Here is a 23,502-nt window from a genome sequence, read left to right as displayed (position 1 = left end):
ATTGCAACCGACCAAAAAATTAACATTAGATTCTTCTGTTAGCTTATTTAATATTTAATGACGTAGATAATGTATTCCAAGGTGCATTTGTAGATGTGTTTTGATATTTGAATTGTCCATTTTGCTGTCCCGAAGCATCCCATTTATATTCCCATCCATCAACTGTTCTATCACCATTAATATCAATCATCTTAGAATCTACTTTTTTTAATTTTTGACCACTCATTTGAGCAATTGGATTTCTACCATATCCCATTTCATTTGTATAAATGTATAAATAGCTTCCTCCATGATCTTTAACTGTACTTAAATTGTTGGGACCAATAAACTCAACTCCGCCTAATTGAGATTCAACTTTTACTACATTTAATGATGTTAAGGGTGGTGCTGGTGCTGCAGATACATCTGTTGCTAAACCAACTGTTGCTCCCACTACTAATGATGAAACCCCTAGAATCATTCTTTTTAACATACACTCATCCCCTTTCGATTTAATACAATTTGATTCTATCATACTAACTTCATACATTACTTTCCCTTTGAAAGAGTTAACAAAAAGTACCTATTTATATATGAAATTGTGCATATTCATTGCTTTTTACCATTTACACTTACCATTAATCCTACTAAAGCATAATTAGTTCTCTACTCTAATTGACTTACCACATTTGGATCCATTTCAAATTAGCTATTTTAAAAACGAATAAGTTGTGAGTAGTCCAATTTTAGCAATCCTATAATACATATCCCCCTCTAAAATGCACACACTTAACATATTAATCTATAATACTCTTCTTACTATTTGCTTTTTTAGATAGAACGTTGGCTCATCTTGCCGGGACGAAAATACAAAATTTTCGCTTCAAGGGAACTTTAAACCCTAGAACGAAAGCGTTTTCGAGCTATCCCATGCCCGTTAAGCTAAGAAAAGCGAATATCCAAAACAAAGAAGATGACATGGTTTAGATTATAATATATGAAAAACAACTATTTTCTAAAGGTTTGTTAAGCAGCTACAATGAGCCAGTATACTATGTTACTAATGAAAAAGGACCTGATATGAATATCAGATTCTTTTTCATTATGTATAATTATTTCACTGCTTCTTTTAATTCTTTTCCAGCTTTAAATGCTGGTGCCTTAGAAGCAGCGATTTGCATTTCTTCACCTGTTTGTGGATTGCGCCCTGTTCGTGCAGATCTTTCACGCACTTCAAATGTACCAAATCCAAGAATCTGTACTTTCTCTTCATTTGCAAGAGCATTTGTTATAGTTTCTACTACAGCTTGTATTGCTACAGCAGCATCCTTTTGTGTAAGTTCTGCTTTTTCTGCTACTACTTTTGTTAATTCTGTTTTATTCATTTTCTGCACCTCTTTATATATAATTTGGGACTATTATAACGTGCCTATACTTATGGTGCAATTATCAATATATAGAAACTATCTAATTATGATACGTAAAATTTTATACTTCCCGCCTTAGCTGATTTCCTTATATTGAACTCCTTCCACTTTCACTTCGTTTAGAAGTGAAAGTAAAGGTAGTTCAATATAATTGTGTATTTGTAGTTAATGGGATTACATAAAAAAAACATAATTTTGTACTAGAAACTTTTTGTTCCAAAAACGACGACCATTTTTGATTAAAAAGAATTTCTTTTTATTTATTGACTATGAAGTAACCACATAGTTTATAGTATGAATATTATTCCTTATAGGAGGCAATATAAATAGATGGATAGCTATAAGTTAACTAAAAGTGATGTAATTAAGATTTTTAATACAACGAAAGAAACACTTCGATTCTATGAAGAAAAAGGATTAGTTCAGCCAAAGGTAGGTAAAAATAACTATAGACTTTATGGAAATGAAGACCTACAGAAAATTAGCCAAATCTTCTTTTGTAAAGATATAGGCTTTTCAATTGAAGAAATTGATTTAGTAATAAATAAGAGAAATATAATAAACAATATAAATATCTTACAGAACAAAAAAAATGATATTGAAACTGAAATTTATCGATTTATGGAAATGCAAAAGAAAATTACTAGGCTCCTCGATCTCCTTCAAAATAGAAGTAGAAGCTTCAATAAAATTCAGAGTGTCTATTTTGAGGAAAGAAAATATTATCACATCAAAGGAGAAAACTTTAATAGTGTAAAATCCTTTTTTGAGAAATTCCGTTCTATTTTTAAGCAAGGTGAATTTTTTCAAGAACAATTTATAACAATGTGTTCTATTAAGAATTTATTCAATGATGATCTGGGACTTTCAGTTTATTATCCTGTTTTGAACGATACAGAGATAGAGCATGTTGAAATTCTTAGTATACCTGCAGGTAATTATCTTTGCGTTGATTACGTATGTACAGAAGAGCATATGGATGAAATACGGCGTCAAATATATACAAATATTACAGACTATATAGAGAGAAATGGTTTACAGTTTAGATCATGTAATGTAATTGAAACAGATTTACATGAATTGAATCTGTTTTATCCAGAAGGACAGATAATTATGAATATGCAAATTCCTGTTAAAGAAAAATCGAAACACCAAAAGAAATGAGCATTTTATACTGCCCCTTATCCCCTGGGCATTTACTATACAAACAAAGGCGAAGTCTTTAAACGGACTCCGCCTTTTGGAAGTATCATGAATTACAGCAAGTACTAGTCGCCTCTTCAAAATATTTCTTAAAAACCTTTGCAACAGAACCAAATTTACGTTATTTCTTTGCGGAAATAGGTTGAGGCCAACTATCTTTACCATTTAAGTGTACTTCAAAAACATATATAGGCTGAGAGAAACCTTTTGTATCAGTATAGTAATCTATACTATATTTTGTAATGGATAATGTATCACCTGCTTTGAAAGATACTATAGGATCGAAGTCTCCTTGTTTCAATTTTTGAAATGCTTCCTTTGGAGAAAGAATTTCAACATCTCGAACATGTGATTTTTTTGTACCGTAATATTTGTAAACAGGCATTTTTTTCCCTTCGTCTTTTAACTCTATTGATGTTTTTATAGCAACTTGAGACATATCAGTTTTTGTAATGGGATCAATAGGCATATTTCCAAATTCCTTCATTTGATACGTAATCATTATTCCGAGTGCGACGAAACTTACTGTAATGGGAAGGTATAAATATTTGATTATTTTTGTATCTGTTTCATTTTTTTTCAAAAATATAAGAACTATGTTTAACACAGAATATCCTAGCATCATACCTAAAGTATTATGCAGTAAATCTGCTAGTTCCATACTTCCTCGTTGCAGTGTAAATTCAAGAATTTCAATCAATAAACTTGCTATAATTGAGATGATTAACATCCATTTTGTTTTTCGAAAAACCTTACCAAATAAAGGTAATAAAATTCCTAACGGAAAAAGCATACCTATATTCACAATGATATGGAAGAAGGAAGTAAATGAAAATGTATTCCATGCTTTTTTATAAACACTAAGTACATCAAAGTCAATTGTTCTTGAAAAAGCCATATCATCTGAACGACCAAATGAAGTAGCTGATAATGCAAGGGAATAATATCCTGTTATTAAAACAAACAATATAATTTGTTTTACAGTAAGTTTTTTTTCTCTTTTACATATCTTTTTGTATACTACAAAATAACTAAAAACAAATAAAAGTAGTAACAAGAATGTGAGTAGTATCGTAGGAATCGCATAACTAGCGATTAGATTGAAAATAATGTTCATTTTACACCTCTGTTTTTATGAATATAATTTTGTACATATGCATTTTATATAGTGATTTCTAATGATAAGGAAGTAAATAATTTGCATGCAAATATAGATTACTAATACAACAATCGAGCTTTGAATCACAGACATTTCCCTATTTGTTATTTGTCCTAATTGGTGCAAGGTTAGAAATGCAAAATTGCTGTGAATCATAGCCACTACAATCTGTAAGAAAAATAGAATCATCATTTGTCTTGTCACATTTGATGGTCTAGTTTTGAATTTCCTTATTTAAACTTGGTCGAATGTTTTAAGCACTAAAATAACTTGATATCGCACCACAGATTTTTTCATGAATGTATCTGTTATTAATTGTAGTAGTAAGACTATTTTTCTCATATTGAATTACCTTACATTTTTCTTACACGCTCGTAATATTTCTGAAAATACAGTTTATATGTCTCTCAGCAATGACTCTTTTTGGGGGATATAACAAAGAGGGCTTTTTTATTTGTTAATTTTTAATAGGGATACCGCCACATCGCTATCAAGCTAAGGTTTTTAAGTCCCCCCTAACCGAAAAATTTATTTCTCTATAGCTAGTAATTTGAGGAAATTAGTTCATTTTTTGTTTTTAAAATGTTTACTTTTCTTAAGTTGATAGGCATGTGGCGGTACCCCACATCCATCAACTTAAGGTATATTTTTATACAAAATGCGGTCTTTCTATATAGTTTTTGATTATCTTTTATAGATTTTATAAAAGTGGGCATATCAAATAAACCCTGACGGTCTTCAATTTTTTTACTATGCTACCTGATGAGTAGAAGTGGTATACTCATAAACAACACCCAAAATATCAAAGACTGTCTTTTTCTCATATCGATGAGATTTTCGTCCGTTGTGCTGTAGGAGGTTAAACAGACGAAGGAGAACCTTTGATAATTCTTGGGTGTTTTTGTGTAATACTTGGTAAAAAAGTAAAAAATAATCCTTAATTATGTACATTGCTTTATATTCACTTAGCTCTTTCTATTTCTTACGTAACAGGAGTTCTCGCATTTTAAACATAGTAGAAGAACATAATAGAATACTAATGAGTCGCCCATAAAGGTGACATTCTAATCGTTCTTGTTTAATAGATTTACAACGATGAATTTGAAACCAAGATTTCCATATTTTAAATAACAGCTCAATTTGCCAACGCAGTGAATATAGATCATAAATTTTCTCTTTTGGTACCCATTCCGTAGGAATGTTTGTCATATATACCGTAATACCTTGTAAAAGTTTTGTACGCTCTGTTATGTAATTCTTTTTTTCTTTTCGCGAATAGCTCGATCACGTAGACGTTTTTGTTTTTGCTCCTCGGTACATCTATAAACTACAATTCGAGTAGGCAGTTTGTCTTTACTCCCTACATATACATCATGTAATTCATACACTTGGCCAGGCTGCAATTGTTTCATGATGTCTTCCAAATAAATTTGTATATATACCGGTTTTAATTGAGCGGGTTTTGTTTTAAATACCACTGTTTCAAATTCTTTTCTATATATTTTAGTTGGTAACTTTAGACGTGATAAATAATATCCTTGCTTATCTTGAATAGACTTAAAGTCTTGTAGACGAAAATATCCTAAGTCACGAATATATAGTTCATTCTTTTGTGCATGCCTGTTCGAGTCGCACTATATGCCTGATCACTTCGTTTTCCTGGTTCAATTTCCACATCAGAAAATTTTCCACTCAACAAGTCATACTCTAGTTGGATTTTCACACCAGCTGTATGACTACACCCTCCGGCACCAGGATAAGTAGTTGCGAATCGATCTGGAACTTGGAAGGTTGTAGAATCAAGGACGAGAATTCGCTCAAAATAAGAAGAAAGAGAATGAGAAATCTTAGATACTCCTCCAATTTTATCTTGTAGAAGTGTAGTAAATACAGTGCGAAAGAAGGCTACAGAATCCGAATTAAATCTTCGATTAAGTCCCTCCAGACTTAATAAAATTCCTGTTGAAGTTTCTAATTGACTACAAAGTTGAGTAAGAGAGGTAGTAGCGATTTGTTGATTTAACCATACACACAAAGATAAGAAATGGTGCCCGTGGCACTTGCGTTTTCGTTTCATTCCGCCTGCTTCTATAGCTAATTGATTAAGTGTAGCGGGAGACATATATCGATATAGCTCTTCGGCAAATAAAGATAACTCTTGTTTTTGATGCATATTCATAAAAAGCACGTCACCCTTTCTCATTAACATAAGAAAATAGTAACGTGCTTTTAACTTCAAAAATAGTCTAAATCCTTAAGTTGATGGATGTGTGATGCTATCCCTAAAAGTCGCGACTTTATTTAAAGGCGACATAAAAAATATCCTTCTAATCCTGGAAGCATAGCTTTGCCGTAAACAAAAGAACCATAAGCTTGCCGTTCCGGCAAACTTATGGTTCTTATCATAGATACGGTCATATAGGTATAAAAAACTAGTAACAAAGCATCTTGATGTTTATGAGATGCTTTGTTACTAGTTTCTCTTCCCCCTAATCTCCTGCGAGACCATATTTGTTTAAATTTTCCATATATTATTTGATTTACTTATTCTGTAACACCAGATTGGATTACCTTTACATCAGCTGTTACACGAAAACGTAAATGTTTATAGGATTCTTCCCATTCTTGACTGTTCCATTTTCTTACGTGAGTTCTACCAAGCTTTCTAAGTCCTATAGGATCTGTGCCTTTTTTAATAAATCTCTTTATCAATGTAGTTGCTTTTTTTTCTATTTCTTTTTCCATAATTTTTCTAATTTTTTTATTTCTTTAGGATTATCTAGATTTTTTGTTTTTGTAAATTCTTGAATTTCAGCTTTAACTTGAATATGGGCATTTACGAATGGATGCTTACTATTCCCCTTCATCTTATATTTTGTTCTAGCCTTTATATTCTCTATCGTGGCGTAAGTATTTGAAGAACCAGGTAGTTTGAATTGGTATGTACCTTGTTTAAAATTATCAGTCAACAATTTAAATACAAATAAATCTTTAGGTTTCACTGTATCAACCATTTTACATCTTTTAAAAAGGACTATTCCATTTAACTCCAACACGTTACCTTTTTTAGATATCATCGGTAAATATGAATCTCTCGCATCATCATAAAGTTGATTTAAAAACATAAAAAAATTTGTTTTTGGTTGCGTTCCATTGTCCATATTTTGCTCCAGTAAAGAGGATAGATAGGAAGCAATTTCTTTTTCTTTAGAATAGTTCCCCTTTAATAGTGATTCCCCTTTTACATTTGTAATTGCTAAATAAATTGCATTTCCTACACTAGGATTTCGGTTCAAAGTCTCTAATATTTCCTGCATTCCCTTTTCAATTATTTTTTCATTAAATATAATAACACGCAATTGCCCTAACTCTAGAGGTCCAGAAGATTTTTCGGATGCTCTTGCAAGAACTTCTCTACCAGTCTGGCCTGATGCTGAATAGATTTTCGTTTCACCTTCCCCGCCTCCTTTATAAGCTGAAATCGCAAAGGTTCCTTTTAGCTTACCTTCTGCTTCAGTATCATATGCCGCAACTTGAACTAAATCAATGTCATCCACAATTTTCGTTTTAGCACAACCTATTAAGAAGACACTTAATATAAGGAAAAGTATCCATCGCTTCATGTTTATCTCCTTAACTTTATTTTGGCGGTTTGAATTAGCCATAGTACAGGTAGGTATACATATATATATACGAAGCCAATTTGACCTGTCCAAGTATTTAATAAGTTAATTTTATTACGGTTATTCAAGAAAAATGATAAAACAAAGATGAATAAGATGATAACTGGCAAAACATATTTTTGCTTTATTCCCAGTGCCTCTTTTATACCACGACTTACTCCCCATAATGTAAAGGAAACATTAGGTAATATAAAAAAAGCCCAAACAGAAACTATAATGTATTCAAACCGCTCTATAAAGGGGAATTGTATAATTTTAATCATGCTTAAATATGCCCATATCGCGCTCGCAAGTTGTTTTTCACTAAAAAACGCAAGAGTTAAAATCATAAGGTATGTATAGATAATAGTCGTTACTACATTTGCATAATGCGCATATTTTTGAGACGTTTTTGCCTTTCTAATAAATGGGTAGTACAACAATAACATTTCAAATCCAAAAAAACTAAACATATTTCCTTTCATTCCTTTCATAATTTCTAGGAATGAATGCTGTGCAATTGGGAATAAATTTCGAAAATCTGCATACTGCAAAGGATAAAAAAATGTGAAGATTAGAATGCTTGGGATAACGATTCCAAAGAAGCCGATTCCGGCAACTACACGAAATCCTCCAGTCACAATGTAATAACATAAGCCTAAAAAAGCCCCAGCTATAACCCAAGATGAAATGGAAGGAAACATCCAAACATGTACTACTTCGATATAAGTATGGAGTGTTGTTGCACCTAACAATACAATATAGGATAAAAAAATGATGTTGGACAATCCACCAATCCATTTTCCCAGTACGTTTTGATTGACTGCAATGATGTCTCCATTACCCTGATTTAAAATCTGATATATAATCCAAATCATAAGATTAACAGATATTCCAAAAAGTAGCGTGCTAATCCACGCATCATTTCCAACTAACTTTGCACCAATCCTTTCAAAACCAAGCATACCAACTCCCAGCTGTATAGTAATAATCGAAAAAAACACCATAAACGGAGATACTTGATACTCAATTGGGATTTGTTTCATAATGCTCCTCCCTGTTAAATTCAATCATCAAAATCATTTCGTGATACGATTTTATTTTTCTCTACCTCTTCGGGATTAAAACGAAAACGCTGTTTAGATCTTGAAAAAATCGGACGTCGGAACATCGCTGAGATTGGCATACGTATAATGCTGTCTTTCCAATCTGTAGGGCGTGTAGGATAAAAAGGGAACAAATAAGGACGACTTAATGATTCTGTACGTAATAAGCGTGCTAAAAGGAAAGAACTTGTTAAAACAATTCCTAATAAGCCCAACAGGTGTGCAGATATTATAAAAGGAAAGCGAATTACTCGAATTGTATTACCAATTCGATATATTGGTGCTGTAAATGAACTAAGAGCTGAAAGTGCAACAATGATAATAAGTACGTTACTTGTAAGACTTGCTTCTACCGATGCTTGTCCAATTACAATACCACCTACTATACCCACGGTTAAACCCACTTTAGTTGGTAAACGCGCCCCCGCTTCTCTCAGTAATTCAATTGTGATTTCTAAAAAAAGTGCTTCAATTAATGGAGGGAAAGGGACTTTACTTCTCGATATGATTAACGTTTCAAGAAGTTCTTTTGGAATCAGCTCGTAATGATATGTTAAGATCGAAACATATAATGGAGTCGTTAAGACAGAAAACATAAAAGCAAAAAGCCTTAATAGACGAAAAAATGAGGCAATAATCCAAGGCATTGTGTAATCTTCTGTCGTAGAAAAAAAGTCAATTAATGTTGTTGGAAGGGTGATAGCGTAAGGTGAGCCATCTACAAAAAGTGCAATTTTCCCTTCTGCCAATACAGCTGCTACACGGTCTGGACGTTCTGTATTCAAAAATTGAGGAAATATAGAATTAGGATTGTCAGCAATTAATTGAATCAAATACGTGCTATCTAAAACATGGTCTGTTTTTATTTGACTCACCCGTTTTATAATTTCTTGTAGATTTTGATCATTTACAATTCCCTCAATATATACAATTGCAACGGTTGTGTTAGAGAGAGAGCCTACTTTCAATTCCTTCATTTGCAAATAAGGTGTTGGAAGTTTTCTACGTACTAAATTTAAGTTTACATCTAAATCTTCAACAAACGCGATTTGTGGACCCACGATATTGTATTCAATTTCAGCTTTTGTAATATCTCTTTTTTCTTTCTTTGACACATTTATTAACAAGCCATTTAATTTATCTGTATCGAACTGAATAAGTATATAACCGCTTAAAATACTATCCTGAATATCTTCCATTTGATTTGTTACTTTCGAATTTTCAAAGGGTAAGACAGACTGCATATCTTGTAATGAATCGAAGCTCTTCTCCTTTATATAAGTTAAAATCTCTTCATGGAATATATTCACATCGATTAATGTTCTAAAATATGAAATGACTATAGAGGAATTGTTTGAATTGATTTCCAATGTTATAAAATCTTTAGATTTTTTTAGTAATTGCATTAAATCCTGTAAAGATTTTATAGATTCATCAGGTACTTTTTCATACGGTTTCAATTGATAATACCCTTCCTTTCAGAAAGAAGTTACATAAAGTTTTTAAGAAATTTATATTTTTAAAATCAGGCATACTGATATATAAATATGTCCATTGAATTAGCAATAACCTCTATGAAAATAACTTAACCAAAATTGGTTAAAAAATGCATTGAAAGTAAAAGTTAGAAACAGTTGTAAGCGAAAATATGATATAGATAAAATGAAATCCCCACGCTGTGCTTTTACCAACTTCTCTTCGAGATACCCGCCAACTAAATATATAAAATCTAAGCTAAGACATTTTTTTAAAGTTGAATAACTGATTTTCCTATGTAAGGATTTATGAGAGGACAAAAGCCACCTTTTTTGTTCTACAAAAAAGGTGGCTCGGGTGTATCATTTCTATTTTATCGGAACTTGTAGCACGTAAATTTCTTCTTCAATAACATCCATCTGAAGACGTAATGTTTTACATGCATCTTCTACAGCTTGATTATATACAAGTGGGCCAATTTCTTTCATCATTAATTCCAATATATATTCAGCTTCAAGTGAACTAAAGTCTAGTTCGAATTTTTTATTTAGTCTCAAAGAATAGAATCGAGAACTAATAAGAGGGAGTATACCTAAAAAGATTAAAACGGATCATAACACGGAAAATATAATCAGTCCATGTCATGATCCATTTTTATACGTATAGGCTAAATTTTCAAACTATCATTATGTTATTACATTTTATGTCCCCATTGGTCAAAGTGATAATCTTTACCGTCAATTTTAAACCAACCGTCTGCATAAAGGGAACCATCTTCCTTAGCACAATACCAAAGGTATCCATATGCAAGAGGCCAAGGCCTATATCCACCACCAACTTGGAACCATCCTGTTTTAGCTGCCCCATTCTCATCGAAGTAATAATATTTATTATCGATAGTTTGCCAGCCCGTTTGTGCTACGCCGTTATTGTCAAAGTGATATAGTTTACCGTCGATTTTTTCAAAACCTGCTCGGTTAACTGATCCGTCTTCATGGAAATAAAATCTTTTTCCGTCAATGTTTTCATAATTATTGAAAATAGTATTGTGGCCATTTGTGAAATAGTATCTTTTACCGTCTATCATTTTCCATCCGGTATAGAAAGCGCCATCTTCTAAACTATAATATGCTATTGTGTTCGCATTTTTGTTGATTCCTGTTTTCAAAATTGAACCGTCGTTATTAAATGCTAATATTTTGTTGTCAAGCTTAACATTAACAGCGTTGTTTATAGCTTCCCCATTTAGATTAGAAACTCTCTCCAGCACACCTTTTTCGGAAAAGTGAAGGATGACATCTTGATCTTCTAAACGTAGTTCTTTTTTATTTGGCACGAAGTTTTGGAAATAATAAATTTTCCCATCTATATCTTTCAAGCCTTCTTTAACAAACGCTCCAGAAGCATCAGAATAGTATAGGTCTCTCCATGCTGATCGTTGCAGAACACCGGAGTCATTGAAGTTATAGTACTTCCCATCAATTAGTGAATCACTTCCTCCTCCAGTAACCATGTAGCCATAAGGGGATGAGAAATAATAAGTCTTCTCCTTAATTTCTTGCCAGCCTGTCAAAATGACTCCTTCAGCATCTGCAAAGGAATAACCAGTACCTCGATTTATCCAACTGTTCTTTATCACGTTTCCAGAGGAATCTTTTGCACTATATTTAGTAGGGTCCTTTTCATTAGATATAATCTCTATTTTGTCATAATTTTGTTTCTCATTTTCTTTACCCGGATACCACTCTATTAACCAATTCTTAATTTCATTGTTGCTTTTATCAGAGAAACGAATTTCAGATTTGAAACTCCAATCAGTACCAAATTGAGAAGTATATTGATTACCAGCCAGACTTACCCCATTTTTGTTATTCAAACGGAATTGAAATTTACCATCGTTAGAATTTCCTATCTGAACAAGTTCAAACACTTCATCATCGCCAAGCGAATCAGAATATTGAAGTCCGTTTCCTTCTTTTCCTGAAAGATATCTTGAACCTGTCTTTACGATTACTTTATTCGTTCCTTTTTTATAAGGGATAATTTGATAACCTTTACCGTCATTTAGTGTAATGAATGGCAGTGCCATAGATGTCTCTAGGACGTTAGTACGCTCCGCCAATACATCAGATAATCGATCATAAAAATCTGCACGAGCTTTAGGATCATTATTAACATAGTTGTCAAGGACATCTTTAGATACTGGCTTTGAAGTTAATGTTATCAATCGTTTTTGTTCATCCGATAATTTATTTGCTATCTGATCAAATAGGTAATCTGAATTTCTAGCAATCACCGTCCAATCGCCAAAGGAGTCACCGGAATATTTTTTGTAAAGTGGACCAAGAAATCTTGGGTTTTTACCAGATGCTTTTTCTACAAATGCATGTTGGCCTTGATTTATCACAACTCCGGTCTTTCCTTCGTCTAATTGAGCTTGTGTAATGTAAAGAAGATCGTGTTCTGAAACATTTGCTGCATTAGGGTTTAAATCTATAATCGCACCTGCTTCAGTAATTTTAAGCTGCTGTCCAGATTTTAGTTGATGAATTTCAATTTTTCCATTTGGATAGCGTACTTTAACTTGTTTAAGAAAATTCAAATCACCTTGTGTATGATACATAGAAATATTAAATTCCCCAGATTTAAAACTAGGAGCTTGGTAAGTTTCGTTTTCTGCATATACATCAATGTGAGTACCTGGGTCTCGATCCCCTGGGCTTATTCCAAGTGCTTCATAAGTGTTTGCTACAGCACCTAATACAGTAATAGTTATATCTACTACCGCACCTATCCCTGCACTAGCCTTATTTTCTCCAACAGGAGCCATAGAAAAAAGAATACCTAATGCCGCTGTTGCAGGGATTACCTTCTTTCCAATTCCTACAGGGAGGATCTTTTTTACCTTTTTTGTTTCTTTTCCATTCATAACGTCATTCCTCATTTTTTATTTTTCTATTTATTAATCCGAATCTTACGTTCAGAAGGTTATTTTAATTTAAAAACCTTTCAAATCTCTTACGTAAATATTACAAAAGTCTTTCATAAGGTGATTTTATTGTTTATTTTCACTAATTCTCCATAATTGACTTTTAGCCAAATTAATATTCCTATAATCTATCCCTAGAAACCTGTATAAAATTAAATGGTTTAAGTGGGGTCACAAGACCCAAAAAAGAAAATTGTACGTTAAGGAATATTTTACATAAAAAGGCGATTCTTTAAATATAAAGAATCGCCTTTTTATATTTTTTCAATTCTCTTACTTCCAGAGATAAGATGGTTGGATTTCATCTTTAATTGCACGAATCCTCTTAATTGTGTATTTTTCTTCAAGTAAATGCTCTTGTTTTAACCTGGTTAAAATATCATCTTCATTGATGCTCTTAATGATTGTTTCTAAATTTACTACTGTTGAGGGCATTGTTCGAATGGAGCAAATACATGGTTTCTACTCACCCCGTTGGCAAATGGAAATCATCATTTTATGGAAAACTCATCGCGCAAGCGCTGTATTTTTTGCACCAGAACCACAATTTCTGCTCTATTACACCTAAATACTGACTTTGGTCAATATTAGGTTTTGACGCAAAAATGATTTCATAAAAGTTTTAACCTGAACATTCAATGATTGTGAAAATACTGCTCTGAAAAACCAAATAAAAATTACGGATATTATTAATCAAAATATGTATAATGTTTATAAGTAACCTTATATTTTGTTGTATATTTTAACATTATTGAATGCTTGCAACAGAACCAGTAACAAGTAATGGATCGTACGGATGCTCCCGTAGATGGATAAAAGAACTGTCTCCTCTTTTCTATATATTTTCTTAAGAATAGATTTGTGATTAACAAAATTATTTACACGAATACATGGGAGAAGCCATATCCGATATTTCCGGCAGCGAATCTTTTTAATTGTAATTTTTTTACTATCAAAACTGATTATCCCTGAGCCTCAACATTTTTTATAGGTGTGACTTTCGATTTCCCATTGGTGGATATATTTATTGAAACGTTCAGATCTAATGTATTGTTTTGGAGAGGTATCATTCCTTTTTTTTGATATTTCCTCCATAAAGTTAGCTGATCACGATATAGTAGATGGGATAATTGATAAACATCAATCCCCTTTTCCATCCCTGTTTGATAGGTCATTCTAATTTCTTTTTCAACTAGATTCTCAGCAATTTTTTTAACCTTATGTATAGGCATCGACTTCATTACTTGATACATATCGCCTTCTAGCCGGATATTCATGACAATATGTGGTTTTCCTTTTTCTATAGAAACTTTCGTATCTATTTTAGGATTTTTTAATGTGATTTCTCCAATGGCTTGATTCTTAAATTTTAATAGTAAAGGGGCTCGATTTGTATTTTTGTTGGTCCACCGAACTCCTGCTATATCAGAATCATTTAAATGATTGACATAGGACTTACCAGCTATACAACCATATCCATTAAATTCTAACATCTGGAATGGTTTATGCCCCTTTTTCCAATGTTCTGTAGTTGTAGCTAAAAAAGGAATCCGAGTTGTCATTCCGGGCTCATAATAATTGGATCGAAACGTATACAGTCGTAAGGGATCCACACTTGCATATTGTCTAATCGTTTCTTGTGGTAAATTCATAAGAGTATATAAAGAAGAAATATTAAATATATTATTCGTTGCTAGTATGTTTTCTAATGGTTCCGTTGTTCCAAATACCCACATCGTGTTTCGAAACTGAAAAAAACGAGAGAGAAAATCATTAAGTTGATTTAAATTACCATTTTTGAGGAATCTTTCCGTCACAACGATACTTTTAATATGTTCCCATGAAACTTGCTGTTGTGTACTTTTATAAAAATCAAAAGCTGTGTCATATAAAATTTCCCCTTCCCCTTTTCCAATATAAACGGGACTGTAATTACGACTTGCGGTTCCTTCTTCTTTCGCCATATTGGTAAAATTAATAAACTGCGGATAAATAATATAATGATTGTCTTTAAAGTCAATTCCTAGGGTATTTATAAATAAAACATGCTCTAATTCTCGTCTATCCCAACAACCTGTGAGTAAAAAAAGAAACATGAGAAGGAATAGCCCACCTTTTCTATTTATTTTCATCATTATTTGTCCTTTGCCTTGTATTATCATACGTATGAAGTTCTTTTGGTCGCTTCTTCATCTTTGTGAAAGGAATCCGAAATGTGGATGGTAACATACTACTAAACACGGGAGGGGAATATGGCGCGAGAAATGGGAGACCGAATGAACGTAAATTTGCTACGTGTATTACAATTACAAGTATGGAAAATATAAAACCTATAATTCCTAAAAAGGAAGACATTAAAAAAACACCATACCGCAAAATACTTAATGACCCAGTAAATGATTGATTGACTAAAGTAAAAGTTGAAACAACGGAAATCGCTATCATGACGACCATAGATGGTGAAACAAATCCAGAACTTATAGCTGCTTGCCCGATAATTAACCCACCTACCACAGATAAAGTTTGTCCAAATGCCGTAGGAATACGTAGGCCTGCTTGTCTTAGCAGTTCAAATAAGGTAATCATAATTAGTCCCTCTAAAGGAGCCGGAAAAGGAATCCCTTCTCTTGATAAGCTTAATGTAGCTAGTAATGTGTAAGGAATTTGATCAGGATGATATGTAACTAAGGCTACCCAAAATCCAGGAAGGAATATAGATATCCCTATTCCCAAAAGACTTAATAATCGTATAAAACTACCGAATAAGTAAAAATAATTTTGATCTTCAGCAGTATTTACAAAAAACGGGAAAGAAACTGGTGCAATCGTTGCAGTCGGTGAACCATCAACTAATAGAATAAAACGCCCATGTAATAAACAATTCACTGCATAATCTGGTCTACCTGTATATTCAATTAAAGGAAATAAACTGAATTGATCCCCCGTAATGAATTCTTCAATCTGGGCACTTGAAACCACACCATCAATATTAATTTCTTTTAGTTTAAATTGAACTTGACTAATTGTTTCTTGTGATGCTACATCTTTTAGATACAAAAGTCCCACCTTCGTTTGCGTCCTTTCTCCAATAATAAATTCATCGTAGCTAAGTGAGCTTGTTTTGAGCCTTTTTCTAATTAAACCTATATTTGTACTAAGTTCTTCAACAAACCCATCCCGGCTTCCGCGAATTGTCATTTCTGTATTGGATTGTTCAATAGATCTTGTAGGTAATTTCGCAATATCAATTGTGTACCCTCGTTTATATTCTTGAAAAATAATAAGTAGCTTTCCTTCAAATAACATTCGAGAAACATTTTCGTTTGAGTTTTCTAACTCTAACGTTGTTACTGGGAACTGAGAGTTAGATGCTAGAAGATTTGAATCTTTAAATGAGCTCTGTAAAAGGTCGGTACACATTTCAGGAGCTATCGCTTGCTTTAACTTTGTATGATCAATTACATGTTGACAATACACCAATAAAATCGTTGTTGTAGTTGTATCTGCACACCATTTACGGTTCATTATTTTTACATCTTTGCAGCCTTCAAACCATACACGGAGTATGGATTCATTTACTTCCACTGTTCTTTTCATCTATATTATCCCCTTTGCATCCATTAACCGAATATATAATATTCTAAGCTCTTTTCTTATTTTTAGAGACCCAAACAAATACAAGTAAAAGCATAGAAAACAAGAATAACCCTATTGCTGAAATTGGTAAAAAAACATAAGATAAAAACCAATAAAAACTGGCATCACTGATGGGTAGTATACAAATAATCACCATAAACATAAGCAATGCAAACCTAATTTGATTACTCGCTTTCCGTTTTGTAACTTGTAACACGTCTGGAATGAGAAAAATAACGAGTGATATACGAATAAAAACCCCTACAAGCCACTGGTACACAGAAAGAAAGTCTAGATGTTCAATATACTTCCCAATTGACACAAGTCGCCATTCTTCAAAGGCTGGATATCTCTGATTTGCAGCCACAAATGGACCAAACTCTACAATAGCTGCCATGGTAGGACCTAGTGTAATACCAGCTAAAATGATTCCTACTATAAGCAATTGAGATAATTTAATTTTGGTTCGCATATGATGTTGTAAAAAAAGAATGAAAATTAGTTCGATAAAACCTGCAGCTGGATAAATCATCCCTTTTATTACTGGGTCTATCCCATGCTCCATTATCGGTTTAAGTAAAGAATAATCTTTATGTGGAAAGTTTGCGATCATTACAAAAAATCCAAGCAAAAATACAACCGGTAATAAAATGCCTGTTGTCAGTGCAATAGATTGAACCCCTCTTTGTATATTATAAAAACAGATAATCGATAAAAGTACTCCCAATAATATTCTGGGTGTTTCTGGTAAATAAAAAGAGAAGAATGTAAGTGTTTCTTTTAATGTGACTGTGCCTAGAATAATCAAATATAAAACAATTATAGAAAGCAATGGATATGTGATAAATCCGCCATAATTTCTCATTAACCACGAGAATAAATGTTCTTCCCTTGTATATTTATGAACGATAAATACACAAGGAATCCAAATGATATACACTAAACTCAAAATTATAATTGAGATCCAGGAATCTCGACCAGAATGATCTAATAGCATCGGAATTATAATGACGTGATTAATAATTCCAGTACTACCAATAAGGACAAGAGCAATCTGAAAAAAATTAACCATCTGCTTCGCCATATCTACCACCATATTTTGTCATAAATAAATGTTAGTATTATACTCGGTACGTTACACATTTATTCAACATGTATCTCTATTTGCAATATTCGGCTCTGGTGCAAGGTTCGAATGATATTAAAACATAAGATTAATTACGAACATTAAACATATTTAGATTGCTAAGAATGTATTTTCAAAATCATTGAATGTTCTGGTTGAAAATCCTCTGAAATCATTTTTGTACTGAAACCGAAAAAACAATTGAAAATTGCTTATGTAATGCCCTTGATTTGTTAAGTTTTTTCTTTAAGAAATATTTTCACATGAAAAGGCAACTCTTTTCTATTTAAAGAATCGTCTTTCCATTTTTTTCAATTCTCTTAATTTCCGATATAACGCAGCTTGACTTACACCTGTGATAGCACAAATTTCTTTAATTGTTTTCTTCGTTTGTTGGCGTAATTCAATCGCATGGTTCATTCCTGCATGTTGTGCTGTATATTTTTTTATTCTCCCCCGGTAAACTCCTTTTGTTTTGCAAGTTTGATTCCAGCAATTTGTTTTTCCTTAATCATTTCTCGGTCTAACTCACTAAAGGCTGACATAACTGTTAAAAAGAATTTTCCTGTTGGAGTTCTTGTATCAATTCCTAAATTTAAAACCGCAAAGTGTACGCCTTTTTCACGAAGATGTTCAACAAATTGTAGCAATTGAAGCTACATAAAATGCAGAAACAATAGGACCAATTATGACACCACTACTTAAAAACTTATTTGTTTGTAATTGAACGATTACTTGGTTGACTTGATGGGCATGGGGTCGCCATACCAAAAAAAGAAAACTGTACATTTCGACACAATTTAGACACAAAATATCCGATTCCTTGTACGCTAAGGAATCGGATATTTGTTTTACTGTTTTATATAATGGACAATTTTTCGCTTACGAGGCCTATGTAGCAACCGAACCAAATCTTACGTTAAGTATTAGTGGACATCAAAAATAGTAATGATTAATCCAGATTAACATCCATCCGACTCACAATTACATATACCAATATGTTAAATGGATAAATAGTACAAACGGTATGAAAAGAATTTCTACTCTTTTCATACCGTTTTAAATTTGTTTATAAGTTCATACGAAATTCGTGGAAAGATGGCAGCATCTATTTTATAAACAAGACTCAAAAGTTACCATACCTGACAACGGAAATATTAATGTAACTCTAGTTCCTTTATTCACTTCAGATTCAATGCCTATTTTCATCCCTAATTTTGAGCACATTTTTTCGCATAGATACAAACCCATTCCTGTACTTTTGCTAAATCTCCTTCCATTCTCTCCAGTAAATCCTTTTTCAAAAACTCTATTTATATCTTTAGTTTTTATCCCTACTCCATTATCCTCTATAGTTAGTATTACTGAGTTAGCTTTCTTAATTGAGCATATACGTATCATTTGTTCTTTGTTATTTGAGTACTTTATAGAATTTCCTATTATTTGATTAATAATAAATTCAACCCATTTCCCATCACTATATACGATTTCATCAATATCCTGTATATCTAACTTTATTCTCTTATGAATAAAATCCCTATAGTTTCTTTTAATTACATTCCTTACTACATTATCAAGGTTGATTGGCTTGATAATGTAGTCTTTATTAACGTTATTGCTTCGAGAATAATACAGAACCTGTTCAACAAACCCCTCAATCCGATTCATTTGAGAGTCAATTTTATTCGTTACTTCATTTTGATTATTTTCAATTATAAGCTTTGTAGAAGCTATTGGTGTCTTAATTTCATGCACCCATGTCTCTATATATTCCCTATAATCCGATTGCATATCTCTATAATACTTTACATTTTCATGCATATCTCTGCTTACTTCTTTCAGTATAGCGTTAAGCTTTTCCCCATGTATAAAATTTGCTTCCTTTACTACCTCTGGAAGTAAGTATTTTTTCTCCAAGTTTTCTAATATGCTGTTAATCTCATTATAATAATTTTTACATCTTATAAATTCTATAGCCATATATGAGATCAATGGAAAAAACCAAATACAAAAGACAAAGAATATGATAATGAACGGAATGTGCGCAGTCAGCAATATACCTGCTAGTATGATATATACCAGTACATTTGATAGTATTACTACTATTTTATCTTTAATAAATTCACCTATATTCATGGCATTATATACCCTAAGCTTCTTCTTGTTGCAATTGGATTTTCTATACCTATCTCTTCAAGCTTTTTTCTTAATCTATTTATATTAACAGTTAAGGTGCTATCATCCACAAAATAATCAGATTTCCATAAAGTTTCTATGAGTGAATCTCTTTTTACAATATTTCCGCGATTATTTATTAAGCATGAGAGTATTTTAACTTCATTTTTAGTTAATTCTACAGACTTGTCTTGATAAGTAACTGTTGCATTTGAAAGATTTAAATTAAAATCCCTATAAAGTAAGATATGATTCATCTTGAAATCTCCAGATGTTCTTCTTAAAATATTTGTTACTCTTGCTAATAGTATTTCTGTATTATACGGCTTTGTTATAAAATCGTCTGCTCCTAAATTCATACTTATTAGTTCATCTACATCACTATCTCTGCTTGTAACCATGAAGATTGGAACATCTGAAGTTTTACGTATTTCTCTGCATATATAATAGCCATCAAACACAGGAAGATTTATGTCTAGTAATATAAGGTCTGCATTCTCACTTTCTATATATTCGATAATATGATTAAAATCTGTGGGAGCCTTTACTTCATATCCATACTTTATAAAAAAATGTTGTAATTCTTCTCTGATGATTTCATCATCTTCAATCAGAATGATTTTTTTCATGACTTTTTCCTCCCTATACAGAATATAAGACTATTACATCTTGAGAAACAAGGTGTAATAGCCTTAATGAGCATTATAAAATCAAGTATTACTTTTTACAATATTTTTATAACCGACATATGTCGTGTAGAAATATATTACATAAACTACAAGAAATACTAAGCCAGTCATCAATGCTGGTAAAGTAATGTCTACTTGTTGAAATGCGTTAATAAAATCATTGACTACATAAATTCCAACTGCAGAATGAATTAAAGCAAGAAAAACTGGAAGACTGAAGTATACGAAAGTTTGAATGAAAATCGCTTTGTCGATCATTGTTCCGTTTGAACCAATTCTCTTCAAAGATTTATATCGATCTATGCTATCACTAGCTTCTGATAATTGTTGAAGAGCTAACACAGCCATACTCGTTATTAAAAATACAATACCTATATATATCCCAATAAACAGTACGATAGTTTTCATTCCCTTAATTTCTGCACAAACTTCATCCTTTGATTTGCCTGCTATACGATTAATATTTAATTTCGGGCCATTTTCTTCATGAAAGCTCCGTGCAACGTTATCATATTTTTTATTATATTCTTCTCTATTTCCATCTAAATAATTTACATTAAGTACGGATTCAATAATTTTGTAGTCTGATAAAAAATCATCATTTATAACGATTTTGAAGAAATAAGGTTGCGTATCAGAAGTGTAAAGACTCTCTTGTATAATTTTAGCGTATTTTACCAGATATTCTTTTTCTTTAATATTCACCTTATTGCTATTTTTTAATCTTTCATTTATCGAATTAAGCAACTGCTTATCATTTGATAAAAATAAAACTTCATTATTATTTAAAGTGATTTCCTTTTCACCTTTAAGATTTAAAATTTTATTATAATCAGATACTTTAATGAAATCCATACCGCTTTTCTTATAATCTTTACGTACTTCCGGTACTAAGTCCCCCACTTCCATCTCTGTTGGATATACATTATAAGATACATATTTTTCGTTATTACTTATTTTAAAATTAGCTTTATTTAATACGTCTTCTATAGTGTAACTTTCATCCTTATTCTCCAACGTAATACTGGCATCAAATGGTGTTACTTCTTTCGTTGTTGCGTCCATCATTCTGTTAAAGCTGATTCCTGTAGATAGAGCCACCATTGTAAGGAATAACATTAAACAGATTACAGACATGGATATAAAATTTGTATTAACCTTACTATTTATTTGTTTGATGATAAATATATTTAAACCTTTAAAATAGATTTTTTTATTCTTCTTTACAACATATAATATAAATCCAGATAAACTAAAGAAAAACAGTAATGTACCTAATATGCCAAGTATGATTGATACCATGAACATAGGATTATTATAATTCAATCCGATTTTTAGTACAGTCATATATGCATATCCAAGTGATGCTACACACATAAAAAATATGATTACATAGATAAGAGGATTTCTAAATTTTACATCTTCGTTTTTTTTACCTGCTGTTAACAAATCAATTATTTTGTATTTAGAAACAACATATACATTAAATAACATAACAAGTAAAAACATGATTCCAAAGTATAATACACTTTTACCTATAGCACCTGTTGAAATTGCAAATTTATATTTATTGATGGGCAAGTCAAATAGCTTTAATGCAAATGTAGATAACCCCTGCGATACTCCAATACCTATTAGAAGTCCACTCACTAAAGATATAACGCCAACTAGAAATGTCTCTGTTACTAATATTCTGGATATGTTTCTTCTTCCCATACCTAAAGTCATGTATATTCCTAATTCTTTTTTACGTTTTTTAATTAAAAAATTATTTGCATACAATATTAAACCACCTAATATTACAGATACAAATACTGACACATTTGAGATAGCGTTCATTACTGTAGGCACATACTTTCTATCTGAAGCGTTAATTTCCATAAGTGCCTTTTGTGATTCTATTGAGTTAAAGCTATAAAATATACAAACAGCCAGTGTTAGTGTTAAGAAATATATTGCATAATCTTTAAAACTTTTCTTTACATTCCCAATAGCAATCTTAGAGTACATTATTATCGTCGCCTCCAAGAAGAGTTATAACTTCGATAATTTTAGTAAAGAATTCTTTTCTGGAATCATTCCCTCTTACCAACTCGATAAATATTTTTCCATCTTTAATAAAAAGAATTCTACGAGCATAGCTTGCTGTAAATGCATCATGAGTAACCATAAGTATTGTAGCTTTTAAATCCTTATTTAGACTTTCAAATCTTTCAAGTAATAATCTAGCTGATTTAGAATCTAATGATCCTGTTGGTTCATCTGCAAGTACTAAAGATGGATCTGTTACGATAGCTCTTGCCGAACCAACCCTTTGTTTTTGTCCGCCTGACATTTGATAAGGGTATTTGCTTAATACTTGTTCAATGTCTAAATACTTTGCAACTGCTTGTATTTTTTCATCAATTTTTGAACTTTTCTCACCTTTTATTGTTAACGCTAGGGCAATATTTTCATAAGCAGTAAGGGTATCTAATAAATTAAAGTCCTGAAATATAAACCCTAATTCATTTTGTCTAAACTTATCTAGTGACTTTGATTTTAACCGAGTAATGTCACTATTATTTATCATTATTTTTCCCGTAGTAACATTATCAATAGTTGATATACAGTTAAGTAATGTGGTTTTGCCACTTCCTGAAGGCCCCATTATCCCTCATCTACCTTAAAACTAATATTATCTATAGCCTTTGTTACATTATCTTTATTACCATAATATTTTTCAATTTTTTCTACACTTAATATATTTCGCATTAATACTTCTCCTTTTTCATTTTAAAAATTCTTTAACTCTCATTCATTTATGTAACTAATTTTATATAATTTCATTTATAGTATCGATGGAATTACATTTCATTAACATTACATTTTTGTT

Annotated in this window: 14 protein-coding genes and 5 pseudogenes; 1 reads left to right on the top strand and 18 read right to left on the bottom strand. The window is 31.8% G+C overall.

Annotated elements, in window-relative coordinates; translation table 11 throughout:
- Window positions 1-43 precede the first annotated feature (43 nt).
- Window positions 44-529, bottom strand: a complete 486-nt coding sequence (locus tag MHB70_RS28645) for a DUF4879 domain-containing protein (protein ID WP_061529821.1) — start codon at window positions 527-529, stop codon at window positions 44-46.
- 562 nt (window positions 530-1,091) lie between these two features.
- Window positions 1,092-1,364 (bottom strand): HU family DNA-binding protein, encoded by a 273-nt coding sequence (locus MHB70_RS28640; RefSeq protein WP_001043949.1) that lies wholly within the window; start codon window positions 1,362-1,364, stop codon window positions 1,092-1,094.
- A gap of 372 nt (window positions 1,365-1,736) precedes the next feature.
- On the opposite strand from MHB70_RS28640, the gene MHB70_RS28635 reads away from it, so the two are divergent.
- Window positions 1,737-2,570, top strand: coding sequence for a MerR family transcriptional regulator (locus MHB70_RS28635; protein ID WP_061529822.1), 834 nt, complete (start codon window positions 1,737-1,739; stop codon window positions 2,568-2,570).
- A 160-nt stretch (window positions 2,571-2,730) separates the two neighbouring features.
- On the opposite strand, the gene MHB70_RS28630 is transcribed toward MHB70_RS28635, so the two are convergent.
- The 16 genes and pseudogenes from MHB70_RS28630 to MHB70_RS28555 all read right to left on the bottom strand — a co-directional run bounded on the left by MHB70_RS28630 (window position 2,731) and on the right by MHB70_RS28555 (window position 23,381).
- On the bottom strand, window positions 2,731-3,726 hold the full coding sequence (locus MHB70_RS28630; RefSeq protein ID WP_061529823.1) for a VanZ family protein: 996 nt from the start codon (window positions 3,724-3,726) through the stop codon (window positions 2,731-2,733).
- Between the two features lie 15 nt (window positions 3,727-3,741).
- Window positions 3,742-3,972 (bottom strand): annotated as a pseudogene (locus MHB70_RS28625) (ABC transporter permease); the annotation flags it as partial.
- A gap of 546 nt (window positions 3,973-4,518) precedes the next feature.
- Window positions 4,519-5,947: pseudogene (locus tag MHB70_RS28620) on the bottom strand (IS4 family transposase).
- 365 nt (window positions 5,948-6,312) lie between these two features.
- Window positions 6,313-7,391 (bottom strand): annotated as a pseudogene (locus tag MHB70_RS28615) (Ger(x)C family spore germination protein).
- Between the two features lie 2 nt (window positions 7,392-7,393).
- The gene (locus tag MHB70_RS28610; protein ID WP_097927345.1) at window positions 7,394-8,476 is read right to left on the bottom strand and encodes a GerAB/ArcD/ProY family transporter; all 1,083 of its coding nucleotides are present in this window, start codon (window positions 8,474-8,476) and stop codon (window positions 7,394-7,396) included.
- 20 nt (window positions 8,477-8,496) lie between these two features.
- Window positions 8,497-9,996, bottom strand: a complete 1,500-nt coding sequence (locus MHB70_RS28605) for a spore germination protein (RefSeq protein ID WP_000805994.1) — start codon at window positions 9,994-9,996, stop codon at window positions 8,497-8,499.
- Between the two features lie 384 nt (window positions 9,997-10,380).
- Window positions 10,381-10,569 carry a DUF2164 family protein gene (locus MHB70_RS28600; RefSeq protein ID WP_255298231.1) on the bottom strand — a complete coding sequence of 63 codons (189 nt, stop codon included), beginning with the start codon at window positions 10,567-10,569 and terminating at the stop codon, window positions 10,381-10,383.
- 137 nt (window positions 10,570-10,706) lie between these two features.
- On the bottom strand, window positions 10,707-12,941 hold the full coding sequence (locus MHB70_RS28595; protein WP_001013440.1) for an N-acetylmuramoyl-L-alanine amidase family protein: 2,235 nt from the start codon (window positions 12,939-12,941) through the stop codon (window positions 10,707-10,709).
- A gap of 1,022 nt (window positions 12,942-13,963) precedes the next feature.
- Window positions 13,964-15,133, bottom strand: a complete 1,170-nt coding sequence (locus tag MHB70_RS28590) for a Ger(x)C family spore germination protein (RefSeq protein ID WP_061529829.1) — start codon at window positions 15,131-15,133, stop codon at window positions 13,964-13,966.
- Window positions 15,120-16,598 (bottom strand): spore germination protein GerXA, encoded by a 1,479-nt coding sequence (gene gerXA, locus MHB70_RS28585; RefSeq protein ID WP_061529826.1) that lies wholly within the window; start codon window positions 16,596-16,598, stop codon window positions 15,120-15,122. Before gerXA ends, MHB70_RS28590 begins: the two co-directional genes overlap by 14 nt.
- 43 nt (window positions 16,599-16,641) lie before the next feature.
- On the bottom strand, window positions 16,642-17,709 hold the full coding sequence (gene gerXB, locus MHB70_RS28580; protein ID WP_154698700.1) for a spore germination protein GerXB: 1,068 nt from the start codon (window positions 17,707-17,709) through the stop codon (window positions 16,642-16,644).
- Window positions 17,710-18,045: 336 nt separating this feature from the next.
- Window positions 18,046-18,419 (bottom strand): annotated as a pseudogene (locus MHB70_RS28575) (recombinase family protein); the annotation flags it as partial.
- Between the two features lie 457 nt (window positions 18,420-18,876).
- Window positions 18,877-19,899 (bottom strand): sensor histidine kinase, encoded by a 1,023-nt coding sequence (locus MHB70_RS28570; protein WP_097927341.1) that lies wholly within the window; start codon window positions 19,897-19,899, stop codon window positions 18,877-18,879.
- Window positions 19,896-20,567 (bottom strand): response regulator transcription factor, encoded by a 672-nt coding sequence (locus MHB70_RS28565; protein ID WP_061530475.1) that lies wholly within the window; start codon window positions 20,565-20,567, stop codon window positions 19,896-19,898. Before MHB70_RS28565 ends, MHB70_RS28570 begins: the two co-directional genes overlap by 4 nt.
- An 81-nt stretch (window positions 20,568-20,648) precedes the next feature.
- Complete coding sequence (locus MHB70_RS28560; RefSeq protein ID WP_061530476.1) at window positions 20,649-22,637, bottom strand: FtsX-like permease family protein; 1,989 nt, start codon at window positions 22,635-22,637, stop codon at window positions 20,649-20,651.
- Window positions 22,627-23,381, bottom strand: a pseudogene (locus MHB70_RS28555) (ABC transporter ATP-binding protein). The gene MHB70_RS28560 and the pseudogene MHB70_RS28555 overlap by 11 nt, the downstream one beginning before the upstream one ends.
- Between the last annotated feature and the right edge of the window lie 121 nt (window positions 23,382-23,502).

Source organism: Bacillus sp. FSL M7-1020, assembly GCF_038050415.1.
Classification (GTDB): Bacteria; Bacillota; Bacilli; order Bacillales; family Bacillaceae_G; genus Bacillus_A; species Bacillus_A toyonensis.
The sequence above is the reverse complement of the archived record's forward strand: the minus strand, read 5'-3'. Positions and strand labels throughout refer to the sequence as shown.